This window comes from Thalassobaculum sp. (genome assembly GCF_040219215.1).
In the GTDB taxonomy this organism is placed as follows: Bacteria; Pseudomonadota; Alphaproteobacteria; order Thalassobaculales; family Thalassobaculaceae; genus Thalassobaculum_A.
In genome coordinates, this window is the sequence record NZ_JAVJSX010000008.1 from 841,293 (window position 1) to 859,005 (window position 17,713).

The following is a 17,713-nucleotide window of genomic DNA, read 5'->3' on the forward strand; positions in this document are numbered from 1 at the left end:
TAATTCGAATTCTTGAATGTTTTTGTCTGCCGCCGCATAATCGGTCCGCTGATGAAGCGCTCCGACCAGAGAGCGCTCGATGCGGGAGGAAAGGACAGAGACATGAGAAAGCTGGCAGTTCTTCTGGCGGCTCTCGCCGTCATGGCCCTGCAGGTCGGAACGGCGACAGCCGAGAGCCGGTACGGGAAGCAGAAGGTCGTCTACCACATCAACTACACGGGTGGCGAAGAGGACAAGGCGTACCGTGCCGCCCTGCGCAACATCCAGAACCACATCAACGCCGTTGGCGCCGACAACATGGACATCAAGGTAGTCCTGCACGGCAATGGCGTATCGCTCTTGAAGAGTGCCGTGTCGAACCAGAAGCTGCAGGGCGACGTGCTCGGCCTCAAGGCCCACCGGGTAGCATTCAACGTCTGCAACAACACCCTGGTCGGCCGCAAGATCGACTACACCAAGGATCTGTTCGAGGTCTTCGACGACGACATCGTCCCCAGCGGGGTTGCCGAACTGTCGCACCTGCAGCAGCAGGGCTACACCTACATCAAGCCGTGACGGCCGCCGCCGCGGCACCCGGTGGAGGCCGCGGCGGACTGCCCGGGCCGACGATGGCCCCGGCTCAATGCCCTGGATTGGCGGCGGCGAACTTGGTCTTCTGCTCGTGCGTTGCCTCGTTCTGGTGCTTGGCCTTCCATTCCGGGTAGGGCATGCCGTAGACGATCTCGCGGGCCTGCTCGTAGTCGATGTCCAGGCCCTTCTCATCGGCCGCTGCTCGGTACCATTTCGACAGGCAGTTCCGGCAGAACCCGGCGAGGTTCATCAGGTCGATGTTCTGCACGTCGGTACGCTCGCGCAGGTGTTCCACCAGGGTGCGGAACGCAGCGGCCTCCAACTCTGTGCGGGTCTGCTTGTCGAGGTTCTGGTCGGCGGCCATCGGGTCTCTCCATGCGGTCGTGGTGTATAGGGAATATCGGTGGTCGGGGCGGGTTTCGCTACCCCCTCAGCCGGGCAGGCCCTGTTCCAGCAAGGCATCAAGCGCGTCGCCGAAGCGCCCGGCCCAGGCGTCGGCACCATCGGGATCTGACACCAGATCCTGGCGGAACTCCGGCGTGATGTTGTGCAGGCCGCGCCGCTCGGCGTGCACCGGGATGGTGTAGCCCTCCGGACTGCCGCCGGAATACGGCTGGTTGGCGCCGACCACCGCGTCGGGGTTCAGTTTGGCGAACAGCATGATCATTGGCGCCGTCGCCCGGTCGTCGGCGCCCCACAGGAAGCCGATGTGCCAGGGCCGCTCGCCGCCGTTGTCCCTCAGCCTGGGCGTGAAACTGTGCAGGGCTATCACCAGCGGCCGGGTGCCGGTTGCGACGACACGGTCCAGATGCCAGGTGATCGCCGCATGGTACGGCGCGAACAGCGCGTCGTAGCGCGCCTGCCTGGCCGCGTCGTCCAGCGCGTGGTTGCCGGGCACCGCTGTGCCGTCCGAGACCGCGGGGATCGAGCCCGGGGTGAACGGCACGCGATTGCAGTCGACCACCAGCCGCGAGTAGCTGGTGGCGATCATCGGCGCATCGAACCGTTCGGTCAGGCGCCTGCCGATCCGCGCAATGCCGGGGTCGTAGGCGATGTGGCGCGCCAGTTCGTCGTCCGGCAGGCCAAGCCGGTTCAGGCCGGCCGGCACCTGATTGGAATCGTGATCGGACACCAGCAGGATCGGCGCGCGGCCGTCCGGATTCTCGATCCGGAACGCCGGCGGATCGTCGGGTGACAGCAGGGACAACTCGGTCTCCAGAGGGTTCAGGCCGATCGCTGCAGCTCGGCGTGCCGGCGCATCAGGTCCTTGTTGTTCGGAACCGCGTCCGGATCAATGGCGCGCATCCGGGTTCCCTCCGCATCCGGAGCGTAGGCGGCCGCCAATGCGGCGAGGTCGCCGATCGGGTCGCTGGAGCGGTCGACCCGCAGGTCCATCCAGGCGAAGGCGTCGTCACGTACGATCAGCAGGGCGGCGGAGCCAAGCGGATCGAGCTCACCGCCGGCCGACAGGCCCGCGGTCAAGGCCGACACAAGCCGGGTCTCCATCGGAGCCGTGCGGTCGTCGAGGAAGGCATCGAGCATGGCCTGGGGGATAGCCTCGCTGCGCAGGATGTTGCCGATCGCGATGGCGCCGTCGGCGGCAGCGTGGCCGTGCCAGGAATAGATCGCGTCGCCGTGGAACGCGGCCGTGCGCCCGGCCGCATCGACTACCGCGATCTGCCGCCATTTGGCGTCGTCGCGTCCCTCGGTCAGGGCGGCCACGGTCTGCTCGGCGGTCAGTCCGCGCTCCAGCAGCTGCAGGCCGAGCGGGCCGAGCCGAGGGTCGGTGCGGTGCTGGGTCAGGACGGCGCCGACGCCGGCTAACGCGTAGGGGCAGCGGGCGCCGACGCACAGGCCCGAGGTGGTGACGGCCAGCCCGAAGGCACCGGTCAGCGGGTCGCGGGCGGCGATCGAGAAGGTCATGGGGCGAGGCTCCGGCGTGACGCGGGCGCGACGGTGCGCTAAGGACGGTTGGCGAATCCAACCACAGGAGGGCGCCGTGAACCAGATCGAATGGAGCGGGTGAGGGTGGCGTTGCGCGTTCTGTTCGGGTGGGAGTTCGGTGCCGGCCTTGGCCATCTGACGCGATTCAGGCCGATCGGTGATCGGCTGGTGGCGGCCGGGGCCGAAGTGGTGCTGGCGCTGCAGGACGTCGACCGGGCCGGACCGTTCCTGGATCCGGCGACCGGCCGGCCGCGGCCGGGCTACCGCCTGCTGCAGGCGCCGCGCTGGAACATCCCGTCCGACCCGGCGATCCGCAAGATTCCGACCCACAGCTTCGCGGACGTGCTGCGGCTGATCGGCTACGGCCACCGTGCCGCCCTGGCTCACCGGCTGACCGCCTGGGAGGGGTTGCTCGATACGATCCGCCCGGACCTGGTGATGGGCGACTTCTCGCCGACCCTGAACCTGGCGGCGCGCGGCCGGGTGCCGCGGGTCGTGATCGGCAACGGCTACACGATCCCGCCGGCGGGCCGGCCGATGCCGCCGATCCGGCCCTGGCAGGATGCGCTGGAGCCGTTCAGCGTGCGGCACGAGGCCGAGTTGCTGGATGCCGCCAATACAGGGCTGCGCGCCCGCGGCTCGGCGCCGATCGACCATCTGGCCGACGCGCTGCACGGCGACACCACCTTCGTGTTCTCGCTGCCGATGGTCGATCCGTACGCTCGATACCGGCCGGAGCCGACCCTGGCACCGTTCAACATGCCGCGCGGCATCAAGCCGCTGCCGTGGAGCCAGCGCCGCAAGGACGGGGTGTTCCTGTACATGCCTGGCGCCCACACCCGCACGCGGCTGGCGCTGGATGCCTTGGCAAGCGCCGGGGTGGCGGGAGAGGCCTATGTCAGCGACCTGCCGGAAGCGGCGGTGCGGGAATTGGCCAAGCCCGGACTGGCAATGCACACCACACCCCAGGATTTCGCCGCCGTCATGCCGGCGGCCCGGCTGGTGATCCACCATGGCGGCCTGTCAACCGCGGTTGCCGCCCTGATGGCGGGCACGCCGCAGCTCATCCTGCCGTGGAACCTGGAGCATCTGGTGACGGCGCGCGGGGTGGAGGCGACCGGCGGCGCTGCGGTGGCATCCGCCGACGACCTGGACGCCGGCAAACTGGCGAACGCGATCCGCAATCTGCTGGCCGATCCGACGCGCGCCCGCAAGGCCGCCGCCGCGGCGGCCACCGTCGACCTCGGCGATCCGGAGGCCGGCGTCGCGGCGGTGCTGGCCGAGGTGCAGTGCCGGGCCGGCATCGCCTGATACCGGCCCCAGGGTTTGGCTTCAGTCGTCGGCGCCGGTCTCGTTGGCTTCCGACTGCAGATGCGTGAAGTGCTCGGGGCCGATGCGGCCGAGCAGGTCGAGTTGGGTTTCCAGGTAGTCGACATGCTCCTCCTCGGCGTCGAGGATCTTCCGGAACAGGTCGCGGGAGACGTAGTCCTGGACCGACTCGGCGTGGAGAATCGCGGCCTTGAGGTCGGGGATGCCCTTGTGCTCAAGCCGCAGGTCGCACTCCAGGATCTCCTTCACCGACTCGCCGATCTGGAGTTTGTCGAGTTCCTGCAGGTTCGGCAGGCCTTCCAGGAACAGCACGCGCTTGATCAGCCAGTCGGCGTGCCGCATCTCCTCCAGCGACTCGTCGTATTCGTGCTTCGCCAGCTTCGACACGCCCCAGTCGGCGAGGATCCGCGAATGCAGGAAGTACTGGTTGATCGCCGTCAACTCGTTCTTGAGGATGCGATTCAGGTGCTCGATGACCTTCTTGTCGCCCTTCATGGCAAAAATCCTTCTCGATGAAAACGTCGCAAGGATACTCTCAGATGGCTTGTTCGAAAATAATCTTTATAAAATAAATACTTAACTGATAATCACTTGCATTAACCAGTTGGAGGCGACCGTGTCGGACGCGTCGGCAAGAGACGGCAACACCCTGGTTCTGTTGCCGGGTTTCATGTGCGACGCCGACCTGTGGACTGATGTGACCCCGCACCTCGACACGCGTTGGCGAGCCGAACACGGCGATCTGTTCCAGGATTCCTCGATCGAAGCGATGGCGGCCCGGGTGCTGGCGGCGGCGCCGCGACGCTTCGTGGCGGTCGGGTTCTCCATGGGCGGGTTCGTCGCGCGCGAGATGGCGCTCCGCGCGCCGGAGCGGATAAGCGCGCTGGTCCTGATCGCCACCTCGGCCATGGGCACGTCGCCGGAACGCTCGGCCGTGAACCGGCAGCGGCGGGCGAGGATTGCCGACGCGCCGTTCCGCGGTCTGTCCCGCACCGACTTGCGGCGTGCCCTGCACCCGTCGCGCCAGGGCGAGGAACGACTGGTGGAGCGGATGCTGGCCATGGGCGCTCGGCTCGGCAAGGACGTGCTGCTGCGGCAACTTGCGGCCGAGCGCGAGGACGGGCATGGCCGGCTGAAGGACATCGGCTGCCCGACTTTGGTGATCGCTGCCGACGCCGATGCTCTGCGGCCGCGCGGCGAGACCGACCGTCTGGCTGCCGGCATACCCGGCGCCCGCTACGAGATCATCGCCGATTGCGGACACATGATCCCGATGGAGCGGCCGGCAGCGCTGGCCGAACAGCTGAACGGCTGGCTGCCTCAGGCGGTGCCGGCAACCGCCAGCGGTTGATCCATCAGCCGGGACAGGTGCGATCCGCGCCGGCGCAGGAAGTCCAGCAGGCGGGCCGGGTAGTCGACGGCAACCGCGGAACGGACCGACGGACGTGCCGCCAGCGCGGTCCGGTAGGCGGCAACCCTGCGGGCGCCGTCCTGCAGGCCGAAGGCGCCGATCGCCTCGAACGCGTCGAGATAGCGGAACACCGGCGCCCAGGCCGCGTCGACCAGACGGAACGCGGGGCCGGAAAAGTACGGGCCTTCGCCAAGACCGTCGTTCAGACGGGCCAGCCGGTCGGCGAGCGCCGTTCGCTTGGCTTCAAAGACCGGTGCGTCGGGAGCGGCGTACAGCCCGGCGATCGTGTCGAGCGTGGCGGACGCCATTTCGATCCAGGCGCGGTGCCGGGCCTTGTCCAGCGGGTCGGCCGGGTGCATCGGGCCACCGGTCACTTCCTCCAGGTACTCCACGATCACCGCCGACTCGAACAGCGCAGCGTCGCCGACCTGCAGCACCGGCACCCGGCCGAGCGGGGAGACCGCGCGGAACCAGTCGGGCTTGCTGGCCAGATCGATGTCGATGCGGCGGAACGGCACGGCCTTTTCGGTCAGGGTGATGACGGCGCGCTGCACATACGGACACAGCGCGTGGCTGATCAGGACATAGGGTTCGGTTGTCACGACGGTTTCTTCCTTCCTCAAACTGGAATGGCGCGGCGCAGAGCGCCGAGCGACGGGGTGCGACGGGCGGCCCAGGCGCCGTCGCCGATCAGGGCCTGGGCGATCGACGCCACGATCAGGTAGGCCGGGTACTCCCAGCCGCCGCCGGTGTTCGTGAACAGCCAGCCGTTCGGCAGGTGGGTCCACATGGCGACCGCCAGGATCGGGATCAGGATGGGCGCCACCAGCCGCGGCCACACGCCGAGGATGAGGGCGGTACCGCCGACGATCTCTAGCACCAGGACCGGACCGGCCAGGAAGCCGGGAAGGCCGAGGCCGTCCAGCCAGGCGGCGAAGCCGGGGACCGTGAACACAACGATCTTCATGAGCGCGTGCGACAGCCACATGGCACCGAGCGCGAGACGGAGAAGCAGGGCGCCGATCGAGACGGCGCCGTCATCCGGAGACATCGCAAACCTCCATGTTAGATGCGATTGCATGAATAAATATGCAAATGCATTTAACTGTCAAGATTGATGCAGATGCATATTTATCCGATACTCCGGGCATGAACGGGAAACCATCCGATGCCGCGGTGTCCGCCTGGGTCGCCCTGGTGCGCGCCGGCCAGAGCGTGCTGGCGGCGGTCGAGGCCGACCTGAAGACGGCGGGGTTTCCGCCACTCGCCTGGTATGACGCGCTGCTGGAACTGCGGGGTGCCGGCGAGACGGGGTTGCGGCCGGTGGATCTGGAGCGCCGGATGCTGCTGGCGCAGTACAACGTGTCCCGGCTGGTCGATCGGCTGGTGCGTGCCGGGCATGTCGCGCGTCGGCCCTGCCCGGAGGATGCGCGCGCCAGCCTGCTGACCGTGACGCCGGCCGGGCGGGATCTGCAGAAGCGGATGTGGCCGGCCTACGCGGCGGCGATCGAGCGGCACCTTGGGGCCAGGCTCAGCGACGGCGAGGCAACGGAACTCGCCCGGTTGCTGGGCAGCCTGCGGAAGGGCTGAGCCGAAGCCGGGTTCAGGCGATGGCCGGTTCGGCCGGCATGCCGAACGGCCGCGCCGCCTCGGCCGGACTCTGCAGAGCATGCCGGTCGGTGATCATCTCGCGGATCATGTCCTTGCACTTGCCGCATTGCGGGACGGCCTGCAGGGTCTTGTAGACTTGGCCGACGGTGTGGGCGCCGGTGTCGATCGCGCGGTTCACGTCGCGGTCGGTGAAGGCGTTGCAGAGACAGACGTACATGCGGCATCCCTCAAGGAAGTCACGCTAACCTGTCTCTGCTGCGAACGATTGTCAATATCAGACGTTTGCGGGTCAGACGGCGTGAGCGCGCTTGAGGGCGGCGATGTCGAGCTTGGTCATCGTCAGTATCGCCTCCATCACCCGGTTGGACTTCACCGGGTCGGGATCGCTCATCAATTCGCCGAGCACCGTCGGTACAATCTGCCAGGACACCCCGAACTTGTCCTTGAGCCAGCCGCACTGGCTGGTCTGGCCGCCGTCGCTCAATTGTTCCCACAGGCGGTCGATCTCCGCCTGATCGTCGCAGTCGACCATGAACGAGACCGCCTCATTGAACTTGAAGTGGGGACCGCCGTTGAGTGCCTTGAACGGTTGGCCGTCGAGTTCGAACGACGCCACCATCACGCTGCCCTTCGGCCCGGGGCCGGTGTCGCCATAGCGCGAGACCGCGCCGATCTTGGAGTTCTTGAAGATCGAGGCGTAGAAATTCATCGCCTCCTCGGCCTGGGTGTCGAACCACAGAAACGGGGTGATCCTGTGCATCGCTTCGTCCTTCAACGTGGATGATTGAATAAGTTGATATCAACATAATAAAACTAGACCCGTCAACCCCTAAGCGAACCGGGGTCGTCTAGCGTTTGCCGCCGGCCATCCGCACCGATTCCGGCATGGCCCGTAGCTTCAGCATGGCCCACACGCCGAACACCGGACCGAGAGCGAGCGGGGCGAACGCCCATCGCCAGCCGACGATATCGGCGACGGCGGGAACCAGATGAATGGTCGCCAGGGTCAGCAGGAAGCCGACCGAGGTCTGCAGGGTCAGCATGGTGCCGACAGTCTCCGGCGCCGACAGTTCGGCCACGCCGGCGGAGAACTGGGCGGAGTCGGCGACGATCGTCAGGCCCCACACCATCACCACGACGGTCAGCAGGACCGGCCAGTCGGTGAACAGGAACCCGACCAGCAGGGCGCAGCCGCCGCTGACCACCATGCAGCCACCGGCGACCAGGGTCCTGCCCAGCCGGTCGGCGGCATAGCCGGCAATCACCGCGCCGATCCCGCCAACCGCGATCGCGGCAAAGGTGGCGACCGTGGCGTAAGTGCCGGCGCTGGCTCCGGCGGCGGGGGCGTAGGCCTTGCCCAGGAACACCGCGAGCCAGGCCCACATGGCGTACAGCTCCCACATGTGGCCGAGGTAGCCGAAGTTGGCGTAGCGAACCGGCCGGTCGGTCCAGTACCGCAGGATGTGCCGGGGGTCGAACCGTGCGGCGCGGCGGGTGGCCGGTCCCTCCTGGACCAGCAGGATCAGTGCCGCGCCGGTTGCGGCGGCGGCCGATCCGGCGATCAGGGTCAGGCGCCAGTCGAGCCCGCCGAGCGCCAGGAACAGGTGCGGGCTGGCGGAGCCCAGCGTTACCGCTCCGACCAGGAGCCCGACCACCAGCCCCATGTCGCCCAGCGCCCAGCCGGCGGCCAGGCGCATGCCCACCGGATAGATCCCGGCCATGCAGAACCCGGTTGCCAGGCGCAGTCCGACGATGGCCCAGGAGTCCGGCGGCAGGGCGAGGATCGCGAGGTTGGCGGCCGATGCGAGCAGGGCGCTGGCGCAGAACAGATGGCGGCCGTCGATCCGGTCGGAGAGGCCGAGGAAGGCGCTGACAAGCGTCCCAAGGACGAAACCCAGCTGGACCCCGCCGGTGAACCACGAGGCCAGCGCCGCCGGGATCGCCACCTCGGCCCGCATCGCCGGGACGACGGCGGTGGCGGAGAACCACAGCGTCATGGCCGCCACCTGGGCAACCACGATCAGGGTCAGCGAGAACAGGCGCGACGGAGGCACTGCCGTCGCCGGGATCCTGCTCATGGGTCGCCCGGCACGCCGTAGGCCGGCGCGGTTGACGGGTCGAGCGCCCGGGTGATGTAGGCGTCCATCTCCGGCGCCCAGCGCGCCCACAGCGCCGCCAACTCGCCGATCGGATCGGCGGACCAGTCGACCCGCAGATCGGCGACCGGCCACGCGGCGTCCTTGACCAGCAGGAGTCCGGCGGAATGCACCGACCCGGCCTCGCCGCCGGCGTCGAGCCCGCTGCGCAGCGCGGCAACCAGCCGGTCGCCGAGGGCCTGCCCGGCGGCCCCTTCGAACGCCGCGACCATGGCTGCCGGCACGCCGTCATTGGCGAGCAGGTTGCCGGCCGCAACGCAGTCGCGGCCCCGGGCAGTGGCGTGGATGCCGAGGGTCTTGGCGCCGCTGTAGGCGGCCGTTCCGCCGTTGCGGTCGATCAGCGCCAGTTGCCGGTAGGCAACGTCGGGGGCTTCGGCGACCAGCCGGTCGAGCGCGGCTTGCGCGGTCGCTCCCGATGCCAGCAGGTCGAGGCCGGCCGGCCCCAGCCGGGGGTCGGTGATGTTCTGGCTGGCGACCGCCCCGACCCCGGCCCTTGCGAACGCACAGCGCGCGGCGACCGCCGTGGAGGACGAACTGACGACCATGCCGAACGCGCCGGTGTCGGCGCAGCGGCCCAGGAGGGAGAAGGTCATCGCGGTGGTTCCATCGTGCTGGTTTGGCGGATGTGCAACGCAAGCTCGGCATGGGCAGGCACCCGCCAGGGACGCTATACCGGTCGGCGACTGCGGTAAACGGATCGACGGAGGTACAGGCATGCGCATCGGCATCGTTGGGGCAGGGGCGGTCGGCGGGTTCCTGGCCGGGCATCTGGCACGGGCCGGAACCGAGGTGGCGCTGCTGGCGCGCGGCCCGCATCTGGCGGCACTGCGCGAGCGTGGGCTGACGGTGGAAAGCCAGGGGCAGCGCTGGACGGTCCGGGTGCTGGCCTCCGATCGGGCGGGCGACCTGGGGGAAATGGATGCAGTGGTGGTCACCGCCAAGGCGCCGGCCCTGCCGGCGATCGCGGCGGCGATCGCGCCGATGCTCGGCCCGGACACTCCGGTGATCTGCGCCATGAACGGCATTCCCTGGTGGTACGATCACGGGCGCGCCGGCGCGGCCGCGGACCGGACGATCGCTCGGCTCGATCCCGACGGCGCGATCTGGCGCGGCATCGGCCCGCAGCGGGCAATCGGCTGCGTGGTCGACTGCCCGGCCCAGGTGGTGGAACCGGGACTGGTGCGGCATGTGGCCCCGCGGCCCGGCGCGCTGACCCTGGGCGAGCCGGAGGGCGGCACCTCGGAGCGGATGACCCGGCTGGCGGCGGCGATCGAGGCATCCGGGGTGAAGGCGCCGATGGTCGACGACATCCGCGCCGCCCTGTGGTCCAAGCTGTTCGTGAACATCTCGCGCTCGCCGCTTGGCGTGCTGACCGGTGCGACCGAGCGGGAACTCGCCGCCGATCCGGGCACCTTGTCGGTTACCCTGGCGATCATGCGCGAGGCCCAGGCGGTGGCCCGGGCCCACGGCATCGAGGTCGCGATCGACGTGGACCGGCAGAGCGACCCGCAGAACCGGTCGGAGCACCGCTCGTCGATGCTGCAGGACTGGGACCTCGGCCGGCCGATGGAGATCGACGGCATCGTACGGGTCGTCCAGGACTTTGCCCGCGCCGCCGACGTGCCGACGCCGACCCTGGACGTGGTCGCGACCCTGCTGGAGGCGAAGGCGCGCGGGGCGGGTACCTACGAGGGGTGACGTCGGGGTGGGACGGGTCGAGAGTTACTCGGCCGCTTCCCGATTGAAGAACTTGTTCGGGCTGAGGAAGGTGCCGAGCAGGAGCGCGCCGTTGCGCGACTTGGCGACGTGGCGCGAGCCGGCGGGGCGCCACACGAAGTTTCCGGCAGTCGCCTCGCCTTCCTCGTCCTCGATCGAGCCTTCCAGCACGAAGGTCTGCTCGATCTCCACATGCTCGTGCAGCGGCAGCTCGGAACCGGGCGCCCATTTGAACAGCGCGGTCAGCAGGCCGGTCTCCTCGTCCTTCAGCAGGACCTTCCACTCGACGCCAGGATACGGTGTCGGCTCCCACGGCATGGCGTTGACGTCGACGTAGCGCGAAGCGAGCGCGCCGAGCCCGGCGTGGTTGGGAGCTTTCGGAGTATGGGCCGTCATGATGTCCTCCCTCGGACGGGGTTGGCCTGAACCGGTGGGCCATTGTTCCGCCGACCGCCGCCGACTACAAGGTTGAAGCTGGTGCGATAAAAACCTGGAAAATAGAAATTATGCCGGTAATATTCCGGATATGGATGATATTGACCGTAAGATTATCGACACCGTGCAATCCGACGGGCGTGTAACCAGCGCCGCGCTGGCGGAGGCGACCGGCCTGTCGGTATCGGCGGCGAACGATCGGCTGCGCCGGCTGGGCGAGCGCGGGGTGATCGCCGGGTGGACCGCCCTTATCGATCCCGAAGCGGTCGGCCTGGGCCTCCTGGCCTTCGTGTTCGTGCTGATCGACCGCACCGAGCGCAACGCGCCTTTTCTGGCGGCGGCGTCGGCGCTGCCGGAGGTGCTGGAACTGCATCACGTCACCGGCGAATGGTCCTACCTGCTGAAGGTCCGAGCGGCCAGCCCGCGTGCCCTGGAGGGACTGATCAGCGACCGCATCAAGGCGATCCCGGGGGTGGCGCGCAGCCTGACCGTGATCGCTTTGTCCAGCAGCAAGGAGACCTCGGCCCTGCCGGTGGAGGCGATGCATGATGGCCGGCGCTGATCTTGCGCTGTCGGCGTCAGGCGCATCGGCTTTCCTGACCGGGCTGCTGTTCGGGCTGGCGCTTGCCATGCCGGTCGGGCCGATCGGCCTGCTGTGCATACGGCGCAGCCTGGACGACGGCTTCACGGTCGGCTTTGCGACCGGCCTGGGGGCCGCGGTGGCCGATGCCGGGTACGGTGCGGTCGCTGCGTTCGGATTGACCGCGGTCTCGGCGTTCCTGCTGGCGTGGCAAGGACCGTTGGCGCTGCTGGGCGGCGGGCTGCTGGTGTGGCTGGGCGTTGCGTCCTGGCGAGTTCGCCCTGCGGCGGACGCGGCACCGGGGTCCCGTGCCGGACGGCCGATCGCGGCGTTCGCCCAGACCGTGCTGCTGACCGCCGGCAACCCGCAGACCGTCCTGACCTTCGTGGCGCTGTTCGCCGGGCTCGGCCTCGCCACAGCCGCTGATGCCGGATGGCAGCGGGCAGCCGCTCTGGTGCTTGGGGTGTTCCTTGGCTCGGCGGCATGGTGGCTGGTGCTGGCCGGCGGAGTAGCCGGCCTTCTGCGCGGCCGATTGAGCGCGGTCCGAATGCTGTGGATCAACCGCGGCGCCGGCGCGGTGATCGCCGGTTTCGGATTGGTCGCGATCGCCCGCGGGCTGGGGATGATCTGACCGTGGAGCCGTGCGTCGACGGAACGGGTGTCTGCATCGAAGCGCCGTAGGACGCTGCGGCGACGATCCGCTAGGTTTCGTCTCCCACCGCCAGGAGGCTTCATCGTGACCGACCGCGCCCGCATTCTGCTCTGGACCGACGCCGCCGCGCGCTATGTCGAAGCCATCGATGCCGCCGGGCTGTCCGGCCGGGTCGCGGTCGACCAGCTGTCGCGCAAGGACAAGCCCTCGGCCGACCAGCTTGCCAACACCGAGGCGCTGATGGCGGTCGGCGTGCCGGCCGGGATGCTGCCGGCGATGCCGAAGCTGCGCTGGGCCCAGTCGATGACCGCGGGGGTCGAGGGATGGCTGGCGCTGCCCGACCTGCCGGCCGGCCTGACGCTGACCTGCGCGCGCGGCACCCACCGCGAGTCGATGCCGGAGAACATCATCGGCGCGCTGATGTTCGTCGCCAAGCCCTACGCGGTGAACGCCGAGAACCAGAAGCGCCGGCAGTGGGTGCAGACCGTGGCCCAGCCGATCAACGGCAAGACCCTCGGCATCCTCGGTCTCGGCGAGATCGGCCAGGAGGTGGCGCGGATCGCCGCCGCGCTCGGCATGCGGGTGATCGGCACCAAGCGCCGCCCGCAGCCGATGGACCATGTTGCCGAGGTCCTGCCGCCGGAACGGACCGCCGAGGTGCTGGCACAGTCCGATTTCGTGCTGCTGCTGCTGCCGGCGACGCCGGAGACCGACAGTCTGATGAACGCCGAACGGTTGGCGATGATGAAGCCGAGCGCGTGGCTGCTGAACTTCGGCCGCGGCCACCTGATCGACGACGATGCCCTGATCGCGGCGGCGAAGGCCAAGACCATCGCCGGCGCGGTGCTCGACGTGTACCGCCAGGAGCCGCTGCCGGCCGACCACCCGTTCTGGATCACCGACGGCATCGTGGTGCTGCCGCACATCGGCGGCCCGCACCCCCAGCGTGATTCGATCGTGGCCAAACTGTTCGTGGAGAACCTGCGCCGCTTCCTCGATGGCGAACCGCTGAAGGAAGTGGTGGACCGCGCCGCCGGTTACTGATCGAGTCACTCCGACCCGTTTGACGTTATCCCATTCCAGGAGACTGCCATGAAGACCGTCAAGCAGATGCTCGCCGACGCCGAAGCCGCGGTGCCGCGGATCAGCCCCGATGAAGCCAAGGGGCTGGTCGGCAAGCCCGACGTGCTGTTCCTCGACGTGCGCGAACCGGCTGAGGTGGCGACCTCCGGCAAGGTGCCGGGTGCGGTTGCCATCCCGCGCGGCCTGGTGGAGTTCCGCGCCGACCCGGAATCCGCGCTGCACGACGCGGCGTTCGACCGGGCCAAGACCGTGGTCGCCTACTGCGCCTCCGGCGGCCGCTCGGCCCTGGTCGGCAAAACTCTGAAGGACATGGGCTACACCAACGTTCGCAACCTCGGCGGCTTCAAGGGCTGGGTCGACGCCGGCGGCGAGGTCGAGAAGGGCTGAGAAGGCCTGTCCTTCGGAGCGCTACCCGATCTGCGAGGACAGCCCGCCGTCGACCGGCATGATCAGGCTGGTGATGTACTGGGCCTCGTCCGAGGCCAGGAACACCGCGGCGTTGGCGACGTCCCAGGCGGTGCCCATCCGGCGCAGCAGCGGCACCCGGTCGTCGCGCTCGCGGCGCACGGTGTCGCGGTCGACGTTGCGTTCCCGCGCCCGCCGCTCGATGGCCATCGGGGTGTCGATCAGGCCGGGCAGGATGGCGTTGGCCCGGATGCCGAACTCGGCATTCTCCAGCGCGAGATGGTGGGTCATGGTGTTCACCGCGCCCTTGCCGGTCTTGTAGGCGATCCCGGAGCGGTGGCCGGGCTCGCGCCGGGCGCAGATCGAGGCGATCGACGAGACGTTCAGGATCACGCCCGAGCGCTGTTCGCGCATCACCGGCAGGACGTGCTTGCAGGTCATGAACATGCCTTTGAGGTTCATGGCGAACAACTGGTCCCAGATCCCGGCGTCCATCTCGGTGGTCGCGGCGTCGCCCTGGGATCGGCCGACGTTGTTGTGCAGGATGTCGATGCGGCGGTAGCGCTCCACGCAGGCCCGGGCGATCGCGCGGCAATCGTCCTCGCGGGTGATGTCGGCGACCAGCACGGATGCCTCGCCCCCGGAGTCGGCGATGATCCGCCCGGACTCCAGCGCCGCCTCTTCGTTGAGATCGACCAGCAGCACCTTGGCGCCCTCCTGGGCGAAGCGGATCGCAGTCGCGCGGCCGTTGCCCATGGTCTCGCCCGGCTGCTGGCCGGCACCGACCACGATCGCCACCTTGTCCTGAAGTCGCATGGCCGGTTCCTTCCTGTTGATGGGGCGGTCAGGCCGGCGGTGTCGCGGGCAGCGGGAAACGCTCCAGGTACGGCGCGTAGTCGTCCTCGACGTCGATCTGCAGGCTGGCCAGGATCCGCACCACGCCGCAGTAGAATCCGACGGTGACGATCAGATCGGTCAGCATGTCGCGCTCCAGCGCCCGCTCCAGGACCGCGAAGGTGGCGTCGGAGACCGCGAGTTCGGTGACCATCTCGCGGGCCGCCCGCAGCACGGCGGTCTCCAGTTCCGGCAAGCCGCCATCGCCGTGGTCGGTTTCGCGGGCGATGGCGTGGATATCCTCGGGCGTCACCCCGAACTGTTCGATCCCGAGCTTGGCGTGGTGGGAGTACTCGTACGGGCTGCGGGTCAGGTAGCCGACCTGGATGATCGCCAGCTCGCGCAGCCGCGCGTCGAGCCGGCTGCCGTAGCGGATGTATTGGGCGAGCCCGCTCCATCCGCGCGCCAGGCCGGGGCTGTTGGCCAGCGCCCGGTTCAGCGCAATCGGCCGCTTCAGCAGGTCGCGGTCGGCTTCGGCGAGGTCTTCGACGTCCAGATAGGGGATACGGGCCATGCGGACGGCTCCTGCTGCTGCGGCGGGTCTCGCAGTGTGGCGCAATATCGCGACGGAACGAGTCGCTTTCAGTGCACGACGGCGGTGCGGGAAACGCGTTGTTAGGATTGTCGACAATCCTATTAATTGACAATCCTAACAAGTACTCTCATGGTTTCGCTGCTGCCCGCGAACCCTGTGGGGACCCGATGTCGCTCTCGTCGATCAGGTTTGTCTCGTTCGATTGCTACGGCACGTTGACCAACTTCCGGGTCGGCGACGTGACGCGTGACCGTTTGGCCGGGCGGGTCGCGCCGGACCGGATGCCGGCGTTCCTGTCGGATTTCAGCGCCTACCGGTTCGATGAAGTGCTCGGCGCCTGGAAGCCCTACGCCGAGGTGCTGCACCGATCGCTGGAGCGGACCTGCCGATGCTGGGGCGTGGACTTCGATCCGACCGATGCTCAGGCGATCGTGGACGCAGTGCCCACCTGGGGTCCGCACGCCGACGTTCCGGCGGCGCTGGCCCGGCTGGCGGGCGAGGTGCCGCTGGTGATCCTGTCGAATGCCGCCGACCACCAGATCCAGGCCAATGTCGACAAACTGGGCGCGCCGTTCCACGCCGTGCTGACCGCCCAGCAGGCCCAAGCCTACAAGCCGCGTTTCCAGGCGTTCGAGTACATGTTCGACACCCTGGGCTGCGGGCCGGAGCACTTCCTCCACGTCTCGTCCAGCCTGCGTTACGACCTGATGTCGGCCCACGACCTGCACATCGGCCGGCGGGTGTTCGTCGACCGCGGGCACGGACCGGGCAACCCTGAATACGGTTACCAGCGCATCGACGACCTGGGCGGGCTGCCCGGCGTGCTGGGGCTGGGGAACGGCGGCCGATGACGGCAGCCGCCCCGTCGCGCCGTCCGCTGCCGCGGGCCACCTTGTCGGTGCAGATCGCCGAGCGGGTCCGCGAGGACATCCTGTCCGGGGCCTACCAGCCGGGAGCGCAGTTGAGCGAGGCGGAGCTGGCGCTGAGCTTCGGGGTCAGCCGCGGCCCGCTGCGCGAGGCCATGCAACGGCTGATCCAGGAAGGCCTGCTGCGCAGCGAGCCGCATCACGGCGTGTTCGTCCCCGACCTGACCGAGGATGACCTGGCCGACGTATTCTTCGTGCGGGCGACCATCGAGGCGGCCGCGATCCGCCGGATCGTCACCCGCTCGGCACGCGGCACGGTATCCCGCGACCTCTCCGGGATCGCCGACCAGATGGACCGGGCGATGAAGGCCGGGGACTGGAGCGTCGGCGGCGAGCTCGACTTCGCGTTCCACCGCACCCTGGTCGATGCCGCCGGCAGCGACCGGCTGTCTCGGACCTACGCCACCGTCCAGGCCGAGACCCGGCTGTGCCTGCACCGTTTGATGGGTGGTTACCGACGCAGCGAGGACCTGGCCGATGAGCATCACCGGCTGGCACGGCTGGTCGGCACGGCGCCGCTCGACGAGGTGCTGGCGGAGCTGGAGCGCCATTTCGGCGATCCGGCCGAGACGCTCCGCAAGATGCGCGCGGCGCGGGCCGCCGGTACCAACGCGAACCCTTCCTGGGCCGACATGACCGATACCATCACGCTGCCGCCGGTATCGATGGCGGATCTGGACCCGATCCTGGACCTGGTGGCCGCGGTGCGCTGGCCGCACCGGCGCGCCGACGTCTCGCCGCTGATCGAACTCGGCTTCGGGCGCGTGGCGCGCGACGAGGCGGATGGCCGGACGGTGGCGGCCGGGCTGTGGTGGCCGTTCGGCGAGGCGTCGGCGCGGCTCGGACTCGTGATCGTCGCACCGGACAGCCAGGGCCGGGGCGTCGGGCGCCGGCTGGTTGAGGCGCTGCTCGCCGACGCGGCGCCCCGGTCGGTCATGCTGCTGGCGACAACGGCCGGCCGGCCGCTCTACGACGCCCTCGGCTTCGTCCAGGTCGGCGCCAATACCCAGTACCAGGGCGTCTACAGGGGCACACCGGTTCGGGATCCCCGCGTACGTCCGGCCACCGCCGCGGATCGTTCGGCGCTGCACGCATTGGACTCGTCGGCCCTTGGCAGCGAGCGGCCGGATGTTCTTGACCATCTGCTGGCGGTTGGGCGGACCATCGTGCTGGCAGACGGTGACACGCTGACCGGCTATGCGGTCGAACGCGAGTACGGCCGCGGCTTGAGCATCGGCCCGATCGTCGCCGGGTCCGAGGCGGATGCGGTCGCATTGTTTCAGTCGCTCGCCCGGCCGGGGTTCGTGCGGGTCGACTGCGCGTCCGAGGCATCGCTGTTGTCCGGGCACCTGATCCAGGCCGGGTTGGAATCGGTCGGCGAGTCGCCGGTGATGCTGCGCGGCACCTGGTCACCGCCGGCAGGACCCGCCCGCATCTTCGGGCTGGCCAGTCATGCCTTGGGATAG

The 17,713-nt window shown here is 69.0% G+C and carries 24 protein-coding genes; 11 read left to right on the forward strand and 13 right to left on the reverse strand.

The window, feature by feature from the left end:
- Positions 1 to 102 precede the first annotated feature (102 nt).
- Positions 103 to 555, forward strand: a complete 453-nt coding sequence (locus RIC54_RS09510) for a DsrE family protein (RefSeq protein ID WP_350092882.1) — start codon at positions 103 to 105, stop codon at positions 553 to 555.
- 64 nt (positions 556 to 619) lie between these two features.
- On the opposite strand, the gene RIC54_RS09515 is transcribed toward RIC54_RS09510, so the two are convergent.
- The 3 genes from RIC54_RS09515 to RIC54_RS09525 form a co-directional block, all read right to left on the reverse strand.
- Positions 620 to 934, reverse strand: a complete 315-nt coding sequence (locus RIC54_RS09515; RefSeq protein ID WP_350092879.1) for a DUF1244 domain-containing protein — start codon at positions 932 to 934, stop codon at positions 620 to 622.
- 66 nt (positions 935 to 1,000) lie between these two features.
- Positions 1,001 to 1,777, reverse strand: a complete 777-nt coding sequence (locus RIC54_RS09520) for an N-formylglutamate amidohydrolase (protein ID WP_350092876.1) — start codon at positions 1,775 to 1,777, stop codon at positions 1,001 to 1,003.
- A gap of 17 nt (positions 1,778 to 1,794) precedes the next feature.
- Positions 1,795 to 2,493, reverse strand: a complete 699-nt coding sequence (locus RIC54_RS09525) for a DUF1028 domain-containing protein (protein WP_350092873.1) — start codon at positions 2,491 to 2,493, stop codon at positions 1,795 to 1,797.
- Positions 2,494 to 2,598: 105 nt separating this feature from the next.
- Between RIC54_RS09525 and RIC54_RS09530 the strand changes: the two genes are divergently transcribed.
- The gene (locus RIC54_RS09530; protein ID WP_350092870.1) at positions 2,599 to 3,825 is read left to right on the forward strand and encodes a nucleotide disphospho-sugar-binding domain-containing protein; all 1,227 of its coding nucleotides are present in this window, start codon (positions 2,599 to 2,601) and stop codon (positions 3,823 to 3,825) included.
- A 21-nt stretch (positions 3,826 to 3,846) separates the two neighbouring features.
- Here the strand turns inward: RIC54_RS09530 and bfr are convergent, their stop codons facing one another.
- On the reverse strand, positions 3,847 to 4,338 hold the full coding sequence (bfr, locus tag RIC54_RS09535; RefSeq protein WP_350092867.1) for a bacterioferritin: 492 nt from the start codon (positions 4,336 to 4,338) through the stop codon (positions 3,847 to 3,849).
- 121 nt (positions 4,339 to 4,459) lie between these two features.
- On the opposite strand from bfr, the gene RIC54_RS09540 reads away from it, so the two are divergent.
- Entirely contained in the window at positions 4,460 to 5,194 is a 735-nt protein-coding gene (locus RIC54_RS09540; protein WP_350092864.1) for an alpha/beta fold hydrolase, read from the forward strand.
- Here the strand turns inward: RIC54_RS09540 and RIC54_RS09545 are convergent.
- On the reverse strand, positions 5,164 to 5,856 hold the full coding sequence (locus tag RIC54_RS09545; protein WP_350092861.1) for a glutathione S-transferase family protein: 693 nt from the start codon (positions 5,854 to 5,856) through the stop codon (positions 5,164 to 5,166). The two genes, RIC54_RS09540 and RIC54_RS09545, sit on opposite strands and share 31 nt — an antisense overlap.
- 17 nt (positions 5,857 to 5,873) lie before the next feature.
- The gene (locus RIC54_RS09550; RefSeq protein ID WP_350092858.1) at positions 5,874 to 6,305 is read right to left on the reverse strand and encodes a DoxX family protein; all 432 of its coding nucleotides are present in this window, start codon (positions 6,303 to 6,305) and stop codon (positions 5,874 to 5,876) included.
- Positions 6,306 to 6,403: 98 nt separating this feature from the next.
- Here RIC54_RS09550 and RIC54_RS09555 point away from each other — a divergent pair, with 98 nt between their 5' ends.
- On the forward strand, positions 6,404 to 6,844 hold the full coding sequence (locus RIC54_RS09555) for a MarR family winged helix-turn-helix transcriptional regulator (protein WP_350092855.1): 441 nt from the start codon (positions 6,404 to 6,406) through the stop codon (positions 6,842 to 6,844).
- Between the two features lie 13 nt (positions 6,845 to 6,857).
- Here RIC54_RS09555 and RIC54_RS09560 read toward each other — a convergent pair whose 3' ends face one another.
- The 4 genes from RIC54_RS09560 to RIC54_RS09575 all read right to left on the reverse strand — a co-directional run bounded on the left by RIC54_RS09560 (position 6,858) and on the right by RIC54_RS09575 (position 9,614).
- Positions 6,858 to 7,082 (reverse strand): (2Fe-2S)-binding protein, encoded by a 225-nt coding sequence (locus RIC54_RS09560; protein WP_350092852.1) that lies wholly within the window; start codon positions 7,080 to 7,082, stop codon positions 6,858 to 6,860.
- Between the two features lie 72 nt (positions 7,083 to 7,154).
- The gene (locus tag RIC54_RS09565; RefSeq protein WP_350092849.1) at positions 7,155 to 7,625 is read right to left on the reverse strand and encodes a VOC family protein; all 471 of its coding nucleotides are present in this window, start codon (positions 7,623 to 7,625) and stop codon (positions 7,155 to 7,157) included.
- A gap of 88 nt (positions 7,626 to 7,713) precedes the next feature.
- The gene (locus RIC54_RS09570) at positions 7,714 to 8,943 is read right to left on the reverse strand and encodes an MFS transporter (RefSeq protein WP_350092847.1); all 1,230 of its coding nucleotides are present in this window, start codon (positions 8,941 to 8,943) and stop codon (positions 7,714 to 7,716) included.
- Complete coding sequence (locus RIC54_RS09575) at positions 8,940 to 9,614, reverse strand: DUF1028 domain-containing protein (protein WP_350092844.1); 675 nt, start codon at positions 9,612 to 9,614, stop codon at positions 8,940 to 8,942. Before RIC54_RS09575 ends, RIC54_RS09570 begins: the two co-directional genes overlap by 4 nt.
- A 121-nt stretch (positions 9,615 to 9,735) precedes the next feature.
- On the opposite strand from RIC54_RS09575, the gene RIC54_RS09580 reads away from it, so the two are divergent.
- A complete protein-coding gene (locus RIC54_RS09580) occupies positions 9,736 to 10,719 on the forward strand; it encodes a ketopantoate reductase family protein (RefSeq protein WP_350092841.1) in 984 nt (327 codons plus the stop codon).
- Positions 10,720 to 10,743: 24 nt separating this feature from the next.
- Here the strand turns inward: RIC54_RS09580 and RIC54_RS09585 are convergent, their stop codons facing one another.
- The gene (locus RIC54_RS09585; protein ID WP_350092838.1) at positions 10,744 to 11,133 is read right to left on the reverse strand and encodes a cupin domain-containing protein; all 390 of its coding nucleotides are present in this window, start codon (positions 11,131 to 11,133) and stop codon (positions 10,744 to 10,746) included.
- Positions 11,134 to 11,263: 130 nt separating this feature from the next.
- Here RIC54_RS09585 and RIC54_RS09590 point away from each other — a divergent pair, with 130 nt between their 5' ends.
- From RIC54_RS09590 to RIC54_RS09605, 4 genes are all read left to right on the forward strand, one after another.
- Positions 11,264 to 11,734: an Lrp/AsnC family transcriptional regulator gene (locus RIC54_RS09590; RefSeq protein WP_350092835.1), complete on the forward strand. Its 471-nt coding sequence runs from the start codon at positions 11,264 to 11,266 to the stop codon at positions 11,732 to 11,734.
- A complete protein-coding gene (locus RIC54_RS09595; protein WP_350150955.1) occupies positions 11,718 to 12,383 on the forward strand; it encodes a LysE family translocator in 666 nt (221 codons plus the stop codon). Before RIC54_RS09590 ends, RIC54_RS09595 begins: the two co-directional genes overlap by 17 nt.
- A gap of 105 nt (positions 12,384 to 12,488) precedes the next feature.
- Positions 12,489 to 13,448, forward strand: a complete 960-nt coding sequence (locus tag RIC54_RS09600) for a D-2-hydroxyacid dehydrogenase (protein WP_350092829.1) — start codon at positions 12,489 to 12,491, stop codon at positions 13,446 to 13,448.
- Between the two features lie 48 nt (positions 13,449 to 13,496).
- The gene (locus RIC54_RS09605) at positions 13,497 to 13,874 is read left to right on the forward strand and encodes a rhodanese-like domain-containing protein (protein ID WP_350092826.1); all 378 of its coding nucleotides are present in this window, start codon (positions 13,497 to 13,499) and stop codon (positions 13,872 to 13,874) included.
- A 21-nt stretch (positions 13,875 to 13,895) separates the two neighbouring features.
- Here RIC54_RS09605 and RIC54_RS09610 read toward each other — a convergent pair whose 3' ends face one another.
- Together RIC54_RS09610 and RIC54_RS09615 are read right to left on the reverse strand one after the other, a co-directional pair.
- On the reverse strand, positions 13,896 to 14,708 hold the full coding sequence (locus RIC54_RS09610) for an SDR family NAD(P)-dependent oxidoreductase (RefSeq protein ID WP_350092823.1): 813 nt from the start codon (positions 14,706 to 14,708) through the stop codon (positions 13,896 to 13,898).
- A gap of 28 nt (positions 14,709 to 14,736) precedes the next feature.
- Complete coding sequence (locus RIC54_RS09615) at positions 14,737 to 15,300, reverse strand: carboxymuconolactone decarboxylase family protein (RefSeq protein ID WP_350092820.1); 564 nt, start codon at positions 15,298 to 15,300, stop codon at positions 14,737 to 14,739.
- A gap of 188 nt (positions 15,301 to 15,488) precedes the next feature.
- Here RIC54_RS09615 and RIC54_RS09620 point away from each other — a divergent pair, with 188 nt between their 5' ends.
- Positions 15,489 to 16,172, forward strand: coding sequence for a haloacid dehalogenase type II (locus RIC54_RS09620; protein WP_350092817.1), 684 nt, complete (start codon positions 15,489 to 15,491; stop codon positions 16,170 to 16,172).
- Positions 16,169 to 17,713 carry a GNAT family N-acetyltransferase gene (locus RIC54_RS09625; protein ID WP_350092814.1) on the forward strand — a complete coding sequence of 515 codons (1,545 nt, stop codon included), beginning with the start codon at positions 16,169 to 16,171 and terminating at the stop codon, positions 17,711 to 17,713. The genes RIC54_RS09620 and RIC54_RS09625 overlap by 4 nt, the downstream gene beginning before the upstream one ends.

Bases quoted from the DNA above. Each gene is read 5' to 3' on its own strand.
- RIC54_RS09510 (WP_350092882.1), top strand. From the start codon at position 103: ATGAGAAAGCTGGCAGTTCTTCTGGCGGCTCTCGCCGTCATGGCCCTG.
- RIC54_RS09515 (WP_350092879.1), bottom strand. From the start codon at position 934: ATGGCCGCCGACCAGAACCTCGACAAGCAGACCCGCACAGAGTTGGAG.
- RIC54_RS09525 (WP_350092873.1), bottom strand. From the start codon at position 2,493: ATGACCTTCTCGATCGCCGCCCGCGACCCGCTGACCGGTGCCTTCGGG.
- bfr (WP_350092867.1), bottom strand. From the start codon at position 4,338: ATGAAGGGCGACAAGAAGGTCATCGAGCACCTGAATCGCATCCTCAAG.
- RIC54_RS09550 (WP_350092858.1), bottom strand. From the start codon at position 6,305: ATGTCTCCGGATGACGGCGCCGTCTCGATCGGCGCCCTGCTTCTCCGT.
- RIC54_RS09555 (WP_350092855.1), top strand. From the start codon at position 6,404: ATGAACGGGAAACCATCCGATGCCGCGGTGTCCGCCTGGGTCGCCCTG.
- RIC54_RS09560 (WP_350092852.1), bottom strand. From the start codon at position 7,082: ATGTACGTCTGTCTCTGCAACGCCTTCACCGACCGCGACGTGAACCGC.
- RIC54_RS09565 (WP_350092849.1), bottom strand. From the start codon at position 7,625: ATGCACAGGATCACCCCGTTTCTGTGGTTCGACACCCAGGCCGAGGAG.
- RIC54_RS09570 (WP_350092847.1), bottom strand. From the start codon at position 8,943: ATGAGCAGGATCCCGGCGACGGCAGTGCCTCCGTCGCGCCTGTTCTCG.
- RIC54_RS09575 (WP_350092844.1), bottom strand. From the start codon at position 9,614: ATGACCTTCTCCCTCCTGGGCCGCTGCGCCGACACCGGCGCGTTCGGC.
- RIC54_RS09580 (WP_350092841.1), top strand. From the start codon at position 9,736: ATGCGCATCGGCATCGTTGGGGCAGGGGCGGTCGGCGGGTTCCTGGCC.
- RIC54_RS09585 (WP_350092838.1), bottom strand. From the start codon at position 11,133: ATGACGGCCCATACTCCGAAAGCTCCCAACCACGCCGGGCTCGGCGCG.
- RIC54_RS09590 (WP_350092835.1), top strand. From the start codon at position 11,264: ATGGATGATATTGACCGTAAGATTATCGACACCGTGCAATCCGACGGG.
- RIC54_RS09595 (WP_350150955.1), top strand. From the start codon at position 11,718: ATGATGGCCGGCGCTGATCTTGCGCTGTCGGCGTCAGGCGCATCGGCT.
- RIC54_RS09605 (WP_350092826.1), top strand. From the start codon at position 13,497: ATGAAGACCGTCAAGCAGATGCTCGCCGACGCCGAAGCCGCGGTGCCG.
- RIC54_RS09610 (WP_350092823.1), bottom strand. From the start codon at position 14,708: ATGCGACTTCAGGACAAGGTGGCGATCGTGGTCGGTGCCGGCCAGCAG.
- RIC54_RS09615 (WP_350092820.1), bottom strand. From the start codon at position 15,300: ATGGCCCGTATCCCCTATCTGGACGTCGAAGACCTCGCCGAAGCCGAC.
- RIC54_RS09620 (WP_350092817.1), top strand. From the start codon at position 15,489: ATGTCGCTCTCGTCGATCAGGTTTGTCTCGTTCGATTGCTACGGCACG.
- RIC54_RS09625 (WP_350092814.1), top strand. From the start codon at position 16,169: ATGACGGCAGCCGCCCCGTCGCGCCGTCCGCTGCCGCGGGCCACCTTG.